Annotated in this window: 12 protein-coding genes; 9 read left to right on the forward strand and 3 right to left on the reverse strand. The window is 67.7% G+C overall.

Translation table 11 applies throughout. From position 1 onward, the window contains the following. Positions 1–2 precede the first annotated feature (2 nt). Genes AB5S17_RS14455 through AB5S17_RS14475 form a run of 5 tightly spaced genes read left to right on the forward strand, consistent with a single transcriptional unit; the run spans position 3 to position 5178 of the window. Complete coding sequence (locus tag AB5S17_RS14455; RefSeq protein WP_369240539.1) at positions 3–1259, forward strand: extracellular solute-binding protein; 1257 nt, start codon at positions 3–5, stop codon at positions 1257–1259. Positions 1260–1273: 14 nt separating this feature from the next. Next, positions 1274–2179, forward strand: coding sequence for a carbohydrate ABC transporter permease (locus AB5S17_RS14460; protein WP_369240541.1), 906 nt, complete (start codon positions 1274–1276; stop codon positions 2177–2179). Further along, a complete protein-coding gene (locus AB5S17_RS14465; protein ID WP_369240543.1) occupies positions 2179–3057 on the forward strand; it encodes a carbohydrate ABC transporter permease in 879 nt (292 codons plus the stop codon). Before AB5S17_RS14460 ends, AB5S17_RS14465 begins: the two co-directional genes overlap by 1 nt. A 32-nt stretch (positions 3058–3089) precedes the next feature. Next, positions 3090–4043 carry an SIS domain-containing protein gene (locus AB5S17_RS14470; RefSeq protein ID WP_369240545.1) on the forward strand — a complete coding sequence of 318 codons (954 nt, stop codon included), beginning with the start codon at positions 3090–3092 and terminating at the stop codon, positions 4041–4043. 55 nt (positions 4044–4098) lie between these two features. Continuing rightward, positions 4099–5178, forward strand: a complete 1080-nt coding sequence (locus tag AB5S17_RS14475; protein ID WP_369240547.1) for an ABC transporter ATP-binding protein — start codon at positions 4099–4101, stop codon at positions 5176–5178. A gap of 142 nt (positions 5179–5320) precedes the next feature. On the opposite strand, the gene AB5S17_RS14480 is transcribed toward AB5S17_RS14475, so the two are convergent. Further along, positions 5321–6601 (reverse strand): D-tagatose-bisphosphate aldolase, class II, non-catalytic subunit, encoded by a 1281-nt coding sequence (locus tag AB5S17_RS14480; RefSeq protein ID WP_369240549.1) that lies wholly within the window; start codon positions 6599–6601, stop codon positions 5321–5323. Continuing rightward, on the reverse strand, positions 6598–7536 hold the full coding sequence (locus AB5S17_RS14485) for a sugar kinase (RefSeq protein ID WP_369240551.1): 939 nt from the start codon (positions 7534–7536) through the stop codon (positions 6598–6600). Before AB5S17_RS14485 ends, AB5S17_RS14480 begins: the two co-directional genes overlap by 4 nt. A gap of 202 nt (positions 7537–7738) precedes the next feature. Here AB5S17_RS14485 and AB5S17_RS14490 point away from each other — a divergent pair, with 202 nt between their 5' ends. The 3 genes from AB5S17_RS14490 to AB5S17_RS14500 all read left to right on the forward strand — a co-directional run bounded on the left by AB5S17_RS14490 (position 7739) and on the right by AB5S17_RS14500 (position 14132). Further along, entirely contained in the window at positions 7739–8761 is a 1023-nt protein-coding gene (locus AB5S17_RS14490; protein WP_369240553.1) for a LacI family DNA-binding transcriptional regulator, read from the forward strand. Positions 8762–9558: 797 nt separating this feature from the next. Continuing rightward, positions 9559–11085 (forward strand): hypothetical protein, encoded by a 1527-nt coding sequence (locus AB5S17_RS14495; RefSeq protein ID WP_369240555.1) that lies wholly within the window; start codon positions 9559–9561, stop codon positions 11083–11085. Positions 11086–11096: 11 nt separating this feature from the next. After that, the gene (locus AB5S17_RS14500) at positions 11097–14132 is read left to right on the forward strand and encodes a FecR domain-containing protein (RefSeq protein WP_369240557.1); all 3036 of its coding nucleotides are present in this window, start codon (positions 11097–11099) and stop codon (positions 14130–14132) included. A gap of 68 nt (positions 14133–14200) precedes the next feature. Here the strand turns inward: AB5S17_RS14500 and AB5S17_RS14505 are convergent, their stop codons facing one another. After that, positions 14201–15448 carry a glycosyltransferase gene (locus AB5S17_RS14505; RefSeq protein ID WP_369240559.1) on the reverse strand — a complete coding sequence of 416 codons (1248 nt, stop codon included), beginning with the start codon at positions 15446–15448 and terminating at the stop codon, positions 14201–14203. Positions 15449–15615: 167 nt separating this feature from the next. Here AB5S17_RS14505 and AB5S17_RS14510 point away from each other — a divergent pair, with 167 nt between their 5' ends. Further along, positions 15616–17838, forward strand: coding sequence for a CHASE2 domain-containing protein (locus AB5S17_RS14510; RefSeq protein ID WP_369240561.1), 2223 nt, complete (start codon positions 15616–15618; stop codon positions 17836–17838). Positions 17839–17843 lie beyond the last annotated feature (5 nt).

Below are 17843 nucleotides of genomic sequence, written 5' to 3' on the forward strand. Positions count from 1 at the left end.
AGATGAAGAGACGTACGTTCCTGTCCCTGATGGCGGCCGCCAACGCCGCGCTCATCGTTCCGTCGCTGCGCTCGGCCAGCGCAGCGTCCGGCACCCTGACGGTGCTGCTGCCGCCCTGGGGGACGATCCCGAAGCAGATGACCGACCGCTTCACCAAGGAGACCGGCATCTCGCTCAACATCCAGACCATGGGCTGGGACGACATCCGCACCAAGATCGTCACGTCCATGGTCGCGCGCACCGCGCCGGCGCAGGCGACCGAGGTGGACTGGTCCTGGGTGGGCCAGTTCGGCGCCGCCGGCTGGTACATGCCGCTGGACATGATCCCGGCCGACACGGTCTCCGACATCCCGACGGCGGAGATCTTCAAGTATGACGGCAAGCTGCTGGCGCTGCCCTACAACAACGACTTCCGCATCCTGATCTACAACAAGGCCCATCTCGACAAGGCCGGCATCAAGGCGCCCCCGCAGACGCCGCAGGAGCTGATGGACCAGGCCAAGACGATCAAGTCGGCCGGCGTCGTGAAATATCCGATCGGACTGCCGATGTCGGCGACGGAAGGCACCTCCACCGCCTGGTACCTCCTCGCCATGGCCTTCGGCGGCGACCTCTTCGACAAGGACTTCAAGCCGCTGTTCACCGACAAGGACTCAGGCGGCTACAAGGCGCTGCAGTTCGAGGCGGAGGCCCTGAAGGCCGGCCTGATCGATCCGGCGGCGACCGGCCTCAAGGACGTCGAGGTGCAGGAACTCTTCAAGAGCGGCAGCGTCACCTTCGACGTCGCCGGCTGGGCCGGCAACCTCGCCGTCTACAGTGACAAGCAGAAGTCCAAGGTCGCCGACCAGGTGGCGGCGGCGCTGATGCCGTCCTCGACCGGCAAGTCGCGCACCTTCGGCCTGCCGGAGGCGATCGGCGTGCCGACCTCGGCCGACAATCACGATGCCGCGGTGACCTTCATCGAATGGATGGCGAAGCCCGAGAACGAGATCGAGATCTACAACACGCTCGGCGACCTGCCGCCGCGGCTCAGCGTGCTGAAGACGCTGAACGACGAGGGCAAGCTGTTTGCCGGCGACAAGCTGCTCGCCCAGGCGAAGACCGTCGAGCCGCTGTTCAAGCAGGGCACGCCCGGCTGGTATCCGGAGTTTTCCAGCGCCGTCTCCAGCACCATCAACCAGCTGGCCAAGGGCCAGATGACGGTCGACCAGGCGGTCGCCCAGATCGCCGACCGCGCCGAGTCGGCGAAGAACCGCTGAGGGGCGCCGGCCGCATGGCAACCGACACCACATTCGCCAGGCGGCCGGCCTTCGGCGGCGAGGCGGCCCTCGGGCTCGCCTTCGTCGTGCCGATCGTCGTGATCATGGGGGGCCTGGTCTTCATGCCCCTCGTCACGACGGTCGTCGACAGCTTCTACCGCGTCGATCCGATGCGCGCCGGCCAACCCTTCGTGGGCCTGCAGAACTATGCCGGGCTCTTCACCGACAGCAACGTCCAGACCTCCTGGCTGAACACCTTCGCCTATGTGCTGATGGCAGTGACGCTGGAGACGCTCGGGGGCCTTGCGGCTGCCCTGCTCCTCAACTCGGTCCGCTACGGCCGGCAGTTCCTCCTCGCCGCCGTGGTCCTGCCCTGGTGCCTGCCGCCGGTGGTCAACGCCATCGTCTGGCTGTGGATCTACAATCCGAGCTACGGCCTGTTGAACCACGTCCTGCTGTCGCTCGGCGTCATCGGCCATCCGCATGTCTGGTTCAACGACCGCGGCACCGCCCTCTTCCTGATCACGCTCGTCCATGTCTGGCGCATGACGCCGCTGACGGCGATCATCCTCCTCGCCGCGCTGCAGAGCGTGCCGAAGGACCTCTACGAGGCCGCCAAGCTCGACGGCGCCGGGGCGGTCAAGTCCTTCCGCCTGGTGACGCTGCCGCTGATCTCGGGCGGCCTCGCCATCGCCATGAGCCAGTCCACCGTCTTCGCCTTCAACCTCTTCGACGAGGCCTGGATCATGGGCGGCTCCGGCCTCGACACGCGCTCGGTCATCATCCAGGTCTACATGTCCGCCTTCCAGAACCTGCGGTTTTCCTACGGCATGGCGCTGTCGCTCCTGGCGATGATCGCCTCGCTGGTCGTCTCGCTCATCTACGTCCTCAAGGTCTATCGCGAAACGAGGATGGACTGATGGCGAAGCGCACGTTCACCGGCGCCGCGCCGACCGCGGCCAAGATCCTCGGGATCCTCGTGCTCCTGTTCTGGTCGCTCGGGCCGATCTACTGGGCGCTGGCGACCAGCCTGACGCGGCCGGACGAGCTCGTCTCGAAGACGGCGCACTTCTGGCCGGCCCACGTGACGCTCGAGCACTATGCCCGCCTGTTCGGCGGCTCCAGCGTCTCCCAGGGCAATACCGTGCAGTCGGTCTGGCCGGAGTTCTCGGCCGCGCTCGTCAACAGCCTCGTCACCTCGCTCGGCGCCACGATCGTCACCGTGGCGATCGCCGCCTTCGGTGCATACGCATTTGTACGGCTGAACTTCCCCGGCCGGAACATGCTGTTCGTGCTCGTGGTCGCCACGATGGCGATCCCGGCCTACACGGTGATGATCCCGCTCTACCGGCTGATGATCCAGCTCGGCCTGATCGACACCTATGTCGGGATCACGCTGATCTACACCTCGGCTTTCCTGCCGCTGGCGCTCTGGCTGATGCGCACCGTCTACCAGGCGATGCCGATCTCGCTGGAAGAGGCGGCGTGGCTGGATGGGGCGGGCCGCGTCTACACGCTGCTGCGCATCGTCCTGCCGCTCGCCGCGCCCGGGCTGATCGCCGCGGCGCTTCTCACCTTCCTCAACGCCTGGGGACAGTTCATCGTACCGCTGGTGTTTTCGCCGACGCTCGCGACCAAGCCGCTGACCGTCCTGATCCCGGAATTCGTCACCCGCAACTACGTCGACTACGGCCTGATGAACGCCGCGGGCATTCTCGCGATCATTCCGCCGATCGTGCTCGTCGTGTTCCTGAACCGCTACCTCGTCAGCGGGCTGATGGCCGGCGCCCAGAAATAACAAGCAGAAACTTGATCCTAAGGAGGCTGGTGATGAGTGTCACCGAGCGCGTCATCTACGAGCAGTTCCCGTTCTGGGAGAAGGCCCTCGAGGCGGATCTGCCGCCCCTTCCGGACCGGACGATCGTCTTCGTCGGCTGCGGCACGTCCTACTACCTCGCCCAGACGCTCGCCGCATCCTGCAATCTCCAAGGGCGGACGGCCCTCGCCGTGCCGGGCGCCGAGTGGGACCTGCACCGCCGCGCCTATGTCGGCGAGCGGACCGATCTCTGCGTCGTCGGCCTGTCGCGCAGCGGCGAGTCGACGGAAACGGTCCGGGCGCTGCGCACGGCCGCCGCTGCCGGAATGGACACGCTGGCGATCACCTGCGCGGACGGCAGCGCCGTCACCAAGGCGGCCGCGCGCTCGGTCTATCTTCCGACCCATGCCGAGGAAGGCGTCGTCATGACCGCCTCCGCGAGCCTGATGCTGCTCGCCGGGCTGCGGATGGCCGGCGTCGCCGTCGACACCGACATCGTCGATGCCGCCAAGGCTGCGCTCCGCGCCATGGAACAGGGCGGCTCCGCCATCGTCGCGGGCCGGCGGCACTTCGTCTATCTCGGTGCCTCGGCGCTCTTCGGCATCGCCGCGGAAGGCGCCCTGAAGCTGCAGGAAATGAGCCTCAGCTACTCGCAGTTCTTCCATCCGCTCGAATACCGGCACGGCCCGATCAGCCTCGTCGACGACGAGACGCTGGTGGTCCTCCTCTATACGCCGCAGACCCGGGCCGAGGAGGAGAAGGTCGCGCGCGACGTCCGCGACAAGGGCGCGGCGGTCGTCGGCATCGGCGGCGAAGGCGATCTGTCGATCCCTATGCAGGCGGACGGCCTCGCCCGGGCCCTGGAGATGCTGCCCGCCCTGCAGCTCTTCGGCGAGCAGGTCGCCCGCACCAAGAACATCGACACCACCGCGCCGCGCCACCTGACCAAGGTGGTGACGCTGTCCTGAGGCCGCGGCCGCCGGACCGCCCCGCAGCATTTCGAACCCTCAGGAGACACGCCGGATGGCTGCCGTCGACATCAAGGACCTGCGCAAGAACTACGGCAAGATCGAAGTCATCCACGGCGTCGATCTCGCCATCGCCGAGGGCGAGTTCGTCTCGCTGATCGGCGCGTCCGGCTGCGGGAAGTCGACGCTGCTGCGGATGATCGCGGGGCTCGAGCCGATCACCGGCGGCCGCATCTCGCTCGACGGCCGGGTGATCAACGACGTCGCGCCGAAGGACCGGGACATCGCGATGGTGTTCCAGAACTATGCGCTCTATCCGCACCTGACCGTCGCCGAGAACATGGGCTTCAGCCTGCGCCTGCGGAACGTCAAGAAGGCCGACATCGCTCCGGCCGTCCGGCAGGCGGCGGAGCTGCTCGGCCTCGAGCCCTATCTCGACCGCTACCCCAAGGAACTGTCCGGCGGCCAGCGCCAGCGCGTCGCGATGGGCCGGGCGATCGTGCGCAAGCCGCAGGTATTCCTCTTCGACGAGCCGCTGTCGAACCTCGATGCCAAGCTGCGCGTCCAGATGCGCTCGGAGATCCGCGGCCTGCAGAAGCGGCTCGGCACGACCTCGATCTACGTCACCCACGACCAGATCGAGGCGATGACCATGTCCGACAAGATCGTGGTGCTGAACGCCGGCCGTATCGAGCAGGTCGGCGCGCCGCTGGAGGTCTACGACCGCCCGGCCAACGTCTTCGTCGCCTCGTTCATCGGCTCGCCGTCGATGAACCTCTTCGACGGGACGATCGAGCGGTCGGGCGCGGATGCGGTGGTGCGGGTCGGCTCGCTTGCCGTGCCGCTCGCCCCCGGCAGCGCCGCCGAGGATGGCACGGAGGTCGTCCTCGGCATACGGCCGGAGCATCTGCGGCTCGCGGCGGAGGCGGACGCCGGCGCCGTCCTGCCGATGCGGGTGGACCTCGTCGAGCCAACCGGAGCGGAACTCCAGCTGTCCGGCGAGATCGCTTCCGTGCCCGCGACCGTCGCCTTCCACGGCCGGCCGGACGTGCAGGAGGGAGAGGTGATCCGCCTGGCCGCCGACGCTGCGTCCCTGCACCTCTTCGACAAGGCGAGCGGCCGTCGCCTCAACTGAGAGGGTTCCGCAGAGGCCGGCGACGTCGGGCCGGTGACGGAGCGCCAGCTCCGTCCCTCTGCCGCGCCGCCCGTTCCCGGCACGGGCAGCGGCAGCGCCCGTAGCCGCCGCCCTGCCCTCAACGACGCGACCGTCGCGCGGCTCAGTCGGCGTCGGTGGCGAAGGCGTAGTCGTCGAGGACGGCCTCGACGCTGCCGAGAAGCAGCGCACGCGCCGTCGGCGTCACGGCTCCGGCGGCGACCTTAACGTAGAGCCGGCCGAGATACTGGCTGACGAGGGTCAGCGGGATGCTGCGATCGCCGAGCGCCGCCAGGAGATCGTCGACCGCCTTTCCGGCGGCCGGTTCCGGCCAGTAGTAGCGGATCCGGTCGCTGAACGAGAAATGCCGTTCCACCGCCTGCTGCTGCGGCGTGCCCGGATAGTACTTCTTCCAGTTGCCCGGCGCTGCCAGCATCACCTCCTCCATGACCGCCGGCAGAGGCGTGCGGTCCACGTCCGGAACCAGCACCGCCGCGATCGCGTCGAGACCGTAGAGCGCCTCGCGCAGCGCGAAGGTAAGGCCCGGCCCGACCTTCAGGATCGAGAAGCCGTCGTCGACCAGCGCCTTCAGCGCCTCGCGCGGCTGGTAGTCGGTGGAATGCGCCTCGAAGACGAACTGCGGCATCTGCCCGAGGGTCGCCGAGAGCGCCCGCGCCGCCTCCGGCCGGTAGACCACCACATCGGCATTGCCGAACTCGACGCCCGGCTGCACGACGGCCGCGATGGCGCGCGAGAAGGCGTCGTCGAGGCCGCGAGCGGTGAAGGCCTCGCGGTGCACCTCGACGGTGGCGAGCGCCGCTTCGGGCTGCGTCACCTGCAGATGGTCGAGCGCCTCCAGTGCGCCGCCGGGGACCGGCACCTCGGTGCCGACGACATAGACGGGCTTCGTCCCCGCAAGATTCGCCTCGCAGACCGCGGCGAGCCGCGCCGCCCGCTCGGCGGTGGTGCGATCGTCGAGCGCCACCGTCTCGCCGGCGCAGCCCATCGAGGTGTCGAGGTGGATCTTGGTGAAGCCGGCGGCCGCAAAGGCGGCGATCATCGCCTCGGCCTTCGCCATCGCTTCCTCGGCCGGTCGGTCCTTCCACGGATTGGGGCCGAGATGGTCGCCGCCGAGGATCAGCCGCTCGAGCGGAAAGCCGACCTTTGCCGCGATGACCTCGACGAAGCGTCGGAAGTCCGCCGGCGTCATGCCGGTATAGCCGCCGTCCTGATTGACCTGGTTGCAGGTCGCCTCGATCAGGACGTCGGCATTCCACGCCTTGCCGTGGGCGAGCGCCGCCTCGATGACGAGCGGGTGCGCCGAGCAGACGGAGGTGATGCCGGCGCGCTTGCCGTCGGCGTGAAGCGCCGGAAGCTGGCGCAGGCGTTCGGTGGCATTGGTCATCTTTGGCTCTCCAGGAAGGCTTCGACTTCGGCGAAGGTGGCGGTGCCGGCCATGGGGCCCTTCTTCGTCACCGCGAGCGCACCGCAGGCATTGGCGAAGCGGAGCGCCCGCTCCGGCGGCTCGCCGCGGAGCCAGAAGCTGACGAAGGCGGCGCCGAAGCAGTCGCCGGCTCCGGTGGGATCGACTTCCTCGACCGGGAAGGCCGGCGCTTGCACGGCGCCGGCGTGGTCATAACAGGTAGCGCCCGCAGCGCCCTTCTTCACGACGACCGCAGAGACGCCGCGGGCCAGGATTTCGGCGGCGGCCGCCGCCTCGTCCCCGACGTCTGCGAACAGGAAGAGTTCGTCGCCGCTCGGCAGGAAGAGGTCGGTCCTGTCCAGCACGAATTCGAGCGCCTCGCGCCGGCCGGGAGCGTCCAGCATCTCCTTGCGGATGTTCGGGTCGAACGAGACCGTCCCGCCCCTGCCCCTCACCGCCTCGATGCCGGCCTTCACCACCGCGATCACCCGCTCCGAGAAGAGCGAGGAGCCGGTGACGTGAAAGTGGCCGGCGGTCGCGAGCAGCGCCCGCCCCGGCTCGTCCAGCGCGATCAGGCCGCTGGCGCTGTTCTGGATGTTGAAGACGAAGTGGCGCCGTCCGTCCGCCTCGTAGCGCACGAAGGCGCTCCCGGTTGCGGCGCCGTCATGCACGGCGATCGCCGAGACGTCGACGCCGCTCTCCTCGAGCCGCCGGATGTTCAGCCGGCCGAAATCGTCCGCGCCGACGCTGGCGATGATGGCGGCGGGCTGGCCGAGCCGCCCGGCCTGATCGATGAAGATCGCCGGCGCGCCGGAGGGAAACGGCCCGACGAGCGGACCCGGCGTCAGAAAGCTCTGGCCGATGTCGCGCGCCATGATCTCGACGAGGATCTCGCCGGCGGTGACGATCTTGCGCATGCCTCCTCCGCTGGTCTCGCAGCCGAACCGGCCCTCTTCCATCGCGTGCCTCGGATCTATCGCCCGGACTCCCGGGCGTCAACTTGACATTTTACGCGCGTAAAGATCTGGTCGAAGTTCGACGATGTGGCCTGATCGCTCTTTCGGCGCGGCGGACAGTTCGGTGAATGACGAGAAAGCAGGCGATGCGGCGGAGCGAGGCGTGAGCCAGAAGCCGATCCGGACGATGGATGAATTCGCGCAGGCGAGTGGCGTTTCCCGCCCGACCCTGTCGAAGTATTTCGACGATCCGCAGAGCGTGCGCGCCGCCACCCGGCGCCGCATCGAGGCGGCACTGGAGACGTCGGGCTACCGGCCGAACCTCTTCGCCCGCAACCTCAACCGCCGGCAGACCCGCCATGTCGGCGTGATCGTCCCGCACCTCACCGATCCCTTCTATGCCGAACTGGTGCGGCGGATCGAATTGCGCTGCCTCGATGCCGGCTTCTGGCCGATCGTCATCGCCTCGCACGGCTCGCCCGATCTGGAGGCGCGAGCCGTCGACACGCTGATCGCGCTGAAGGTCGCCGGCGCCCTCATGGCACCGCTCGGCGCGGCGAGCGACGCGGCGCTGCTTTCGCGTCTCGGCATCGATATCCCGCTGGTCCTCCTGGACGCGCCGCTGGAGGGCCGCGCGCCTTTCGTCGGCACCGACAACCGGCAGAGCCTGGCGCTGATCACCGAATATCTCTGCCGCACCGGCGCGCATCCCGCCTTCGTCGAGATGCCCGAGGTCAACCGCAACGCCGCCGAGCGCCGAGCTGCCTACATCGAAACCGTGCAGCGGTTCGGGCTGGAGCCGATCCTGATCGGCGGCGGCGGCGCGCCGAGCTGGGACTTCGAGGCACTCGGCATCGCCGAGGTGGCACGGCTCCTCGACGGGCCCGGCCTGCCGACGAAGGCGCTGCTCTGCGCCAACGACCGGATCGCCTTCGGCGCCATGGCGGCGGCCTTCGAGCGCGGCCTGACGATCGGGCGCGGCGACGGCTGCGACCTTCGGATCGCCGGCCATGACGACCATCCGCTCAGCCGCTACACCTGCCCGCCGCTCACCACCGTCGCGCAGGACGTCGCCGCCCTCGCCGAACGCAGCACCGAAATGCTGTTCGAAGCGCTGCAGAACGGCGATGCGCCGGCGAAGGACCTGCGGCTGCCGGCGCGGCTGGTGATGCGGGACTCGGCCTGAGCGTCCATCCCCGCACAGATGGCCGCGGCTCTGTCGGCCGGTCGGTTCGAACGGGCCCCGATCCGGCCGTCTCGGCGCCTGCCGACGCATCGACCGCTCATGTTCCTATCACTTCGGGTGCCGGTACCGCAGGCGCGGTCGCAAAGTGGCAGGCGGGAGCGATGACGCCGACGCTGGGTTCCGGCCGCAATCCGTCGCGTTGCGCTGTCACCCGGCCAGCCCGGAACCGGGCTTCCCGATGCCGTAGCGGACGCCGGGCCAAGCGCTTCGCGCGGTCTTCATGATCCGCGCGACCTCGCCACTCGGATGCACCGTCCTTGGAAGATCTTGATGCCGTCCTGCGTACAGCCGCCTGTCCACCGCCTCGGCCAAGGTCTTTAAGGACCTTCTATTCTCCCAAGTGAGCTTCCGAAAGCCTCGCCCCATGGAAGACATCATCGCGGCGTCGACATAACCAAGCGGAAGACAAACAGAACCGCGCACTGTGGCTCATACGCACTTTACATCTTACTATAGGTAAGCATAGCTTCCCCTGCTGGGTAGAGATCGGCCTCGGGCCGGACGCTGCCGGCCGGCGGTGCGGCGCAGGAGCGGGTCGAGCGATCCGAGGGGACTCCTGTGGCGGCATGGCCGGTGCGAAGGGGCATGGATGCCGCTCCGGTATCTGTTTCGATGATGAAGTCATGCTTGCGATCGGCAGGCATGACGCGGAGCCGGCTTCGAGGTGGGGACCTCGCGGCGCAGCACCCGTCGGCTTGGCCGGCGTGGTCGCCCGCGCGAGAGCGATGAGGGGACGCATGATGCGTAGCGGGGGACCGGACGACGCCGCAAAAACGGCTCGATCCGAACATGGCGGAGCGGCAGGGTCGCTGCGCAGAAGGTCGGCCCGTGCGCCGCGTCGGCCGGAAAAGGACGCGTGTGCCTGGTCGCCGCTCGCCTGGCTCCTGGCGGCGCTCGCGTGCAGCGTCGCCGCGCCAGGCACCGCGGCTGCCGCCACGACGGATGCCGCGCCGGCCGAGGCCGCGACGGTCGAGCCGAACGTTGCGCCTCGCGCCGAGCCGGGCGCGCTTGCGCAGATCCGAACCCGGCGCGAGGCGCTGTTCGCGCGGATGCTGGCGAACCCGTCCGACCTCGACACCGCATTCGAATATGCCGCCCTGTCGTCCCAGGCGGGCGATCTCGAGGCCGCGATCGCGACACTCGAGCGCATGCTGATCTTCGCGCCCGGCCTGCCTCGGCTGCAACTGGAGCTCGGCGTCCTCTACTACCGGCTCGGCGCCTACGAGACGGCGAAGACCTATTTCCAGGGCGCGCTGGGGGCACCCAACGTGCCCGAACCGGTCAAGGCCAAGGTCGAAAGCTACCTCGCGGCGATCGACAAGGACCAGCAGATCGACACGTTCTCCGGCATCATCGTCTCCGGCGTGCGCTGGCAGTCGAACGCCAACGCCGCGCCGCAGGACAGCCGCATCCGGCTGAACGGGGTCGACTTCCTGCTGAACGGATCGGCGCTCGGACAGTCCGACGTCAACGGCTTCGTCGCGGGCAGCTTCCGCTATTCCCACGACCTGCAGAACCAGGGCGACCGGCTCGAAGCGACGCTGAAGACCTATGGGGCCCTCTATGCCGACCACGACGAGCTGAACACCGGTCTTGCGGAACTGACGGTCGGCCCGGTCTTCGACCTCGAGCGCTTCGAGATCGCCCGCGCTTCACTCGAAATCTACGGCATTCTCGGCGGCGTGACGCTGAACAGCGATCCCTATCTCGCCTCGGGCGGCGTCGGGATGAACTTCGTCAAGGTCATCGACCCGCGCACGCGCGTCATCCTGACCGGCGAATACCGCTACGAGGACTTCCACGACACCATCCTCAGACCGACGTCCTCCAACCGCAACGGCGACCGGTACCGCGGTGCGCTCTCCTTCCAGCACCAGTTCTTGTCGAACCTGATCGGCTACGCGACCGTCGAGGCCGATCGGCGCGATGCGGATGCCGCCTTCGAGAGCGTGACGGAGGTCGACATCACGGTCGGCGGCAAGCTGAACTTCTCCGCCCCTTTCACCATGCCGACCAGCGATCCTTGGACCGCCGGTCTGGCCGTCGGCTATGTCCACCGCGACTACGACAGTCCGGACCCGGTCTTCAGCAGCACGATCGCGCAGGAAGTGCACGAGGGCTTCGTCGAGGGCACGCTGGAAGTCCCGATCCGCGACGGTTGGTCCGTCCAGGCGTCGGCGAGCTATCGCGACGTCCATTCGAACTACGATCTCTACACCTACGACAATGTCAGCACCTCGCTCGGCATTGCCAAGCGCTTTTGACGAGGCTCGCCATGCGTCATTCCCAGCGGCTTATGTCGACCATCTCGATCCTGGCGCTCGCGGCCAGTCCGGCCTTCGCACAGTCCGTCGGCGTCACAGCCGCCGTCAACCAGAAGGCGACGGGCTCGCGTCCCGTCCGCACGATCAGCCTCGGCGGCAATATCATCCACAACGAGCAGATCACCACCGACCAGGCGGGTCTCGTGCAGATCCTGTTGAAGGACGGGACCGCCTTCACCGTCAGCCCGAAATCGCAGATCACCGTCGACAGCTTCGTCTACGATCCGAACGCCGGCACGGCCAAGGTCGCGGCGACCTTGAGCAAGGGCATCTTCCGGTTCGTCGGCGGGAAGACGTCCAAGACCCCGAACGGCGTCACGCTGAACACGCCGGTCGGGACGGTGGGCGTGCGCGGCGCGGTCGTCGACCTCGATCTCAGCGGCAGCGGCCTGACGACGTCCCGCTCCGGCTGCCCCTATCCCCAGCATGTCGATTTCATCTTCGGCGACGAGATGACGGTCACGGGCGCAGGCCGGCCGCCGCAGCGGGTCTACAAGCCGGGCTATTCCGTAGTCACAGATCCCACCGGCCGCGACAGGAACTCGCGCACGGTGGTCAAGACGCCGCCGGAATGCGTCTCCCAGATCCAGTTGGCGCTGTCCGGGCGGCCGGGCACGCATGGCGGATCGACCCGGCATCCGACCGATGCGATCGTCGTCGCTAGCGGCATCGCCGAGACCAACTCCAACGTCACGCCGCCGTTCAACCACCCGCCGACGCCGACCCCCCGCCCTGAGCCTCCGCTCGATGCGGACCGGCCGGTGATCGCCGGCGCCTCGCAGGACGAGCTCCGGCAGGATGCGATAGACGAACAGAACGGCACGGGCGGCGGGCCGCAGACGATCCCGGTGCGGGTGCTGACGGCAGGGGCGACCTATGGGCCGTTCTCTAACCCCGGCGCCTCGCAGGACGAGCTCCGGCAGGATGCGATCGACGGACAGAACGGCACGGGCGGCGGGCCGCAGACGATCCCGGTGCGGGTGCTGACGGCAGGGGCGACCTATGGGCCGTTCTCTAACCCCGGCGCCTCGCAGGACGAGCTCCGGCAGGATGCGATCGACGGACAGAACGGCACGGGCGGCGGGCCGCAGACGATCCCGGTGCGGGTGCTGACGGCAGGGGCGACCTATGGGCCGTTCTCGAACCCCGGCGCAATCGGCTTGGTCGGAGGATCTGCCGAGACCGACGAAGTCGCCAATCTCCAAGTCCAGGCAGGAACCACCACAGGCACCGGCGCCATCTCCAAGGGCACGCTCACGCTGCCGATCTACGACGACGATCACTTTTCGTCGCATCCCATCGCAGCTGCGAGTGGCGCCACTCTCGCCGGGCAGCCGCTGACCGGAACTGCGTATTCCGGCGTGGATGGATTTACCGCTTACGTGCTCGCGATCGACGGCGATCATTCACAGCCGCTCTACGGGGTGCGCGGGACACCCGTGCAGAACGTCGGTGTGTTCGGCAATGGTGACATCCGCACTTACTCGTTCACGAGAGATATGATGCAGGATCTGCCGGTGCCGTTCATGCGTGCCGCTGCTTTGGGTACTGATTACAGCAGCGCAACGATCTCTCCCTTCTACGTCGCTGAACCGGCTAACGGTACGTCGGATCCGACGGTGTTCCAGGCCTGGCTGTCGATCAAGGGATCGGGTGCCGACCAGACGAGCGGCGTCGGCATCAGTGTCGGCGCGCTTTCTGCAAACACAAGCGGAAGCTTGAGCATCGACTACGGCAGGCGCGGAAGCTATCGCTCAGGGAGCACTCAGCCGTCGTCTTTCCTCAGCGGCGCAATCAGCTCGATTTCCGCCCCTGGGGGTGGGAACGAGATATTCGGCTCGAACGGCCAAAACCTCGTACTTTCCGCCGACTCGGAAATCCTGGACTTTCTGTCGGACAGTCCGGCTAATGGGAGCGGATATGAAAACTTCTCGACGCTACATGTTCTCGATCTGGAGAAGGAGCAATCGCAGCAGGATTTCTTAACTGGCCAGGCGACGACCCGGGTCCTCGGAGAATCGAAGCTGCTCGGCTATGCGGCCGGCACCGTGGAGATACATTCCCCCACTAGCACAGCCACCGGCGGCGGAAACCTGGTCTCCCGGCCCGCGACGAGCGAGGCCGAACTCTCGAATATGCAGGTGGCTTTCGACCGACAGAGGAATTCGGTCGGCGGAGAGATCCAGCTTGACAGCCCCTATGGAGACTCGAGCCTTCGCGTTGCGTTTGGCGACGGAATCAACGGCAATGGCAGCTACGGCCCATCCAGCTACATAGATGATGACAAATATGCTGCCGCGCGAAATAAAAATCCCGCGCGCACATATATAGATTCGAACAACGGGAATAACTCTACGCGCTACTATCAGAAAGAAGGCACCAATAACAGAACATACTTTGTTTCCGGCGACGCCGTCCCGCAAACGACCCTCCTGCCGAACGGCCGACTATGCGACTGCAAATTCCTCGAATGGGGGTGGTGGGGAACGCAGATCCGCGCGGTGGACGCCGCATCAGGCACCGAAGTCGCCGAATCGAGCGTCCATCTCGGCACCTGGGTCGCCGGCGACGTCTCCACCCTGGCGCAGGTCGACGCTGCGGTGACCAGCAACATGACCGCGACCTTTTCCGGCAACGCCGTCGGCAACGTCATCAACGGCAATGCCAACTATATCGCCTCCGGCAGCATGGACATGCAGTGGAACTTCGGCAGCCGCACCGGCGACATGCAGATCGGCCATTTCGATGGGCGCAACTTCGCCGGGCCGCTCAACCTGCCGAACGGCAGCAACGTCTATGAGGGCTTCATCAGCGAAGCGTCGGACGGCGCCGCAGGCGCGATCCACGGCGCCTTCGTCAACGACGGCGCCAACACACTCGCGGGCACGATCGGCAACTTCAACCTCGAGACGTCCGGCGGCGCGTGGTCGGCGACGGGCGTCTTCGCCGGGCAGCGGACGGGGTCGGGCACCGGAACCAACAACTGATGGTCCGAATGCGCGCTGTGGTTCCGGCACGGCATCCGGCGCGGCGGCGGTGTCATCGGCGGCGCATGTCAGATCGCCGCCAGCCGGCCGAGAACCGCGTCGACGACGATGTCGGAGGGGTCGCGCTCGATCCAGGCGAGGAATTCGGGCCGGGCCGCGCGGCAGCGGGCATGCATGGCCGCATCGTCCCGCGCCCGGTTCACCGCCTCGATCAGCCATCGCCCGCTCGCCGCGCCGATGGCGATCGCCATGCCGAGCCCGCGCTCGGTGACGAAGCGCCCGCCGATCTCGTTGTTCTGCTCCTTGGCGAGGATCACCTGCGGGATGCCAGCGGCGAGGCAAGCCGTCGTCAGCTGCGATCCGCCATGATGGACGACGCAGCGCGACTGCGTCAGGATGAGATCGGCCGGAACCGCGTGGTCTTCGATCGTGAAGCGGTCCGCCGGGAAACGGGCCCGGTTGGCATCCGTCAATCCCGGCATATAGAGCCGCGCCGGACCGGGAAGAGCGGCGAGCGCTTCCATCGCCTCCGGACTCGTTTGGACGAAGCCGTGGAGATAGACGAAGATCTCCCCGCCCTCGCCTGCTTCGATCGGCCGGCGGACGCCCGGAAGATGAGCCGGCAGAAGCTCGCCGCTGCGCGAGGCGGCGTAGACGTCGAAGGCGGCGGGTCCATAGGGAAAGACGCCGTCGATCCTCAGGAGGTCGGCGAGTTCGGCAAGGGGAAGCGCGCCGCACTGCTCGAGACCGGCATTGATCGCGGTCATCACCGTGCGCTGGTCGAAGGACGGCGGCCCGCTCACCCGGTCGTAGAGGGCGAACGCGTCGTCCTTGATCGGCGGCAGGCAGAGGTCGGACCCGAAGGCGAAGACCGGCATGCGGCCACGCGCCGCGAGAATTCCGCCGAAGGCCGTCTCGCACAGCACTGCATCCGGCTCGAAGATCTCGAACAGCCCGCGATAATGAGCGATCGCCGCACCCAGCGTCCTGAAATCGCAGAAGCCGAGATTGGTGAGGACGTCGCCGAGGCCGGTGATCGGCCGTTCCTGCCATGTCAGCGGCGCCCGCCGGCGGGCCGGCCACACGAAGTTCTGCACGACGGGGATGTTCAGCGCGGCGAATTCTCCGGCGAAGTGAGGCTCGTAAAGGGATGCCAGGCATTCGACGCCGGCGCCGCGCAGCCTGAGCGCGACCCCGAGGAGGTTGGCGATGTGCGTTCGGCCGGCACCGAACTCCCAGGCGAGCAGCACACGCTTGCCCGGTGCGGCGCGGGGCGGGCCGCTGGCGTGCGACAGCACATCCTTGTGCGAGTTCATCCCGGCCGAGCCTTTGTCCGACGGACGATGTTCCGATCTCGTGCACATGAAACGGCGGCTTGGCAATGGGCCGGGGGACGGCGCAGGATCCGGTCGAGCCCGCGGGGGCGCGCCGGCCGGATTGCAGTTGGCCACGCCGCGTCGGTTCAGGGAAAGCGAGAGCCTCGATGATCGGACGATGGCTGCGCCACAGCAGCGAGCGCCGCAAGAGCGTGCTGATCTGGACGGTCGGCCTGATGACTCTCGGCATCGGCCTGTCGATCTCGAGCTTCAGTCCGACGACGATCCTCGACCGGCTGACGGTCCTCGTCTTCGACGGCTACCAGCGCGTCCTGCCGCGGCAGGAGTCCGGGGCGCCGGTGGTCGTCGTCGATATCGACGAGGCGTCGATCGCCCAGCTCGGCCAGTGGCCCTGGCCCCGGACCGTACTCGCACGGATGGTGGACCGGCTGGGGGAACTCGGGGCCGCGAACATCGCCTTCGACATGGTCTTTCCCGAGCCGGACCGGACCTCGCTGAAGCAGGTGGTCGAAGAGCTGCGACGCTCCGGCACGGAGATCGAGGTACCGGAAGCGGCGACCCGGATCGACAACGATCAGGTGCTGGCCGAGGCCTTCTCGCGCAACAGCGTCACCGCCGGAATCGCGATCTCCAACGAGACGTCCGGGACGCTCGGGCCGCCGAAGGCCGGCTTCTCCTTCGCCGGCGCCGATCCGAAGAGCTTCCTGCCCACCTACAGGGGCGGCGTGACGAATCTCGCCCCGCTCTCTGAGGCCGCGACGGGCATCGGCTTTTTCTCCTTCCCGCCCGGCCGCGACGGCATCGTGCGCGCCATCCCGATCATCTCCAGCGCGCAAGGAAACCTCTATCCCTCGCTCGCGGCGGAGGCGCTGCGCGTGGCGCAGGCTGCCGGGAGCTACATCGTCAAGAGCACCGGTTCGAACGGCGAGATCGACAGCGGCGAGCCGGCGATGACGGCGCTGAAGGACGGCGCGCTCGAGATCCCGACGGGCCCGGACGGCTCCGTGTGGATCTACTACTCCGGCATGCCCGACCTGAGGGTGATATCGGCAACGGCACTGTTCGATCCGCAACAGCATGACGATCTGGCGCAGGCGATCGACGGCCACATCGTCCTCGTCGGGACGAGCGCCGTCGGACTGCGGGACCTCGTCGCCACGCCGATCGCAGCCTCGATGCCCGGCGTGAAGGTCCATGCCGAGATCATCGACCAGATCATCGGCCAGTCCTTTCTCTCACGCCCCGACTGGGCGAAGGGGGCGGAGACGCTCGCAGCCCTGGTCCTCGGCCTGCTTTTGATCGTCACCGTGCGCGGGACCGGCGCGCTGATCTCCTCGGCCGTCACCATCCTCCTCGTCCTCGCCGCCGTTGCGATTTCGTGGATCGCCTTCGACCAGGCGCATCTGCTGATCGACCCGATCCTGCCGGCGGTGACCGTCGCGACCGTCTTCGCCGTGACGATGCCGCTGCTTCTCCTCATCACCAACCGGGAGAAGACCTTCGTGCGCAACGCCTTCAAGCGCTACCTGTCGCCCACCCTCGTCGAGCGGCTCGCCGAGGATCCCGGCGCACTGGAACTCGGCGGCGAGACGCGCGAGCTGACGGTGCTGTTCTCCGACATCCGCGGCTTCACGGCGATGTCCGAACAGCTGTCGCCGCACGAATTGACGACGCTGCTCAACGCCTTTCTGACCCCGATGACGGACATCCTCCTGCAGTCGGAGGCCATGATCGACAAGTACATGGGCGATGCCATCATGGCGTTCTGGAACGCGCCGCTGCCGATCGAGGACCATCGCCGCAAGGCCTGCCTGGCCGCCCTGCGGATGGTGGCGAAGCTCGATGACCTGAACCGCGAGCGGGGCGAGCCGCTGCGCATCGGGATCGGGCTGAACGCGGGCCCGTGCTGCGTCGGCAATCTCGGCTCCAGGCAGCGGTTCAGCTATTCGGCGATCGGCGACAGCGTCAACGTCGCCTCGCGGATCGAAGGGCTGACCAAGCATTACGGCCTGTCGATCCTCGTCTCCGACGCCGTGCGCGAGGGGGCGTCCGATCTCGCCTTCCTGGCGGTGGAACGCGTGCAGGTCGTGGGGCGGGCCGAGCCGCTCCAGGTGTTCGCGCTTCTCGGCGACGCCGAGATGGCCGCGCGCCCGGACTTTCGGGCGCTCGCCGATGCACATCGCCGGATGATCGCGGCCTACCGGCGGGCCGATACCGCCACGCTCGGTTCGGCCCTCGGCGAAGCGGCCGGATTCGACGTGCCGGAACTGCGCCGGCTCTATGCCACCTATCGCATGCGCTGCGAGGAGTTGCGCAGCAAGCCCGTGCCCGCGGACTGGGACGGCGTCGTGATGGCGCTCGAGAAATAGGCGGG

This window comes from Jiella sp. M17.18, assembly GCF_041027365.1.
Taxonomy (GTDB): Bacteria; Pseudomonadota; Alphaproteobacteria; order Rhizobiales; family Rhizobiaceae; genus VKMB-3413.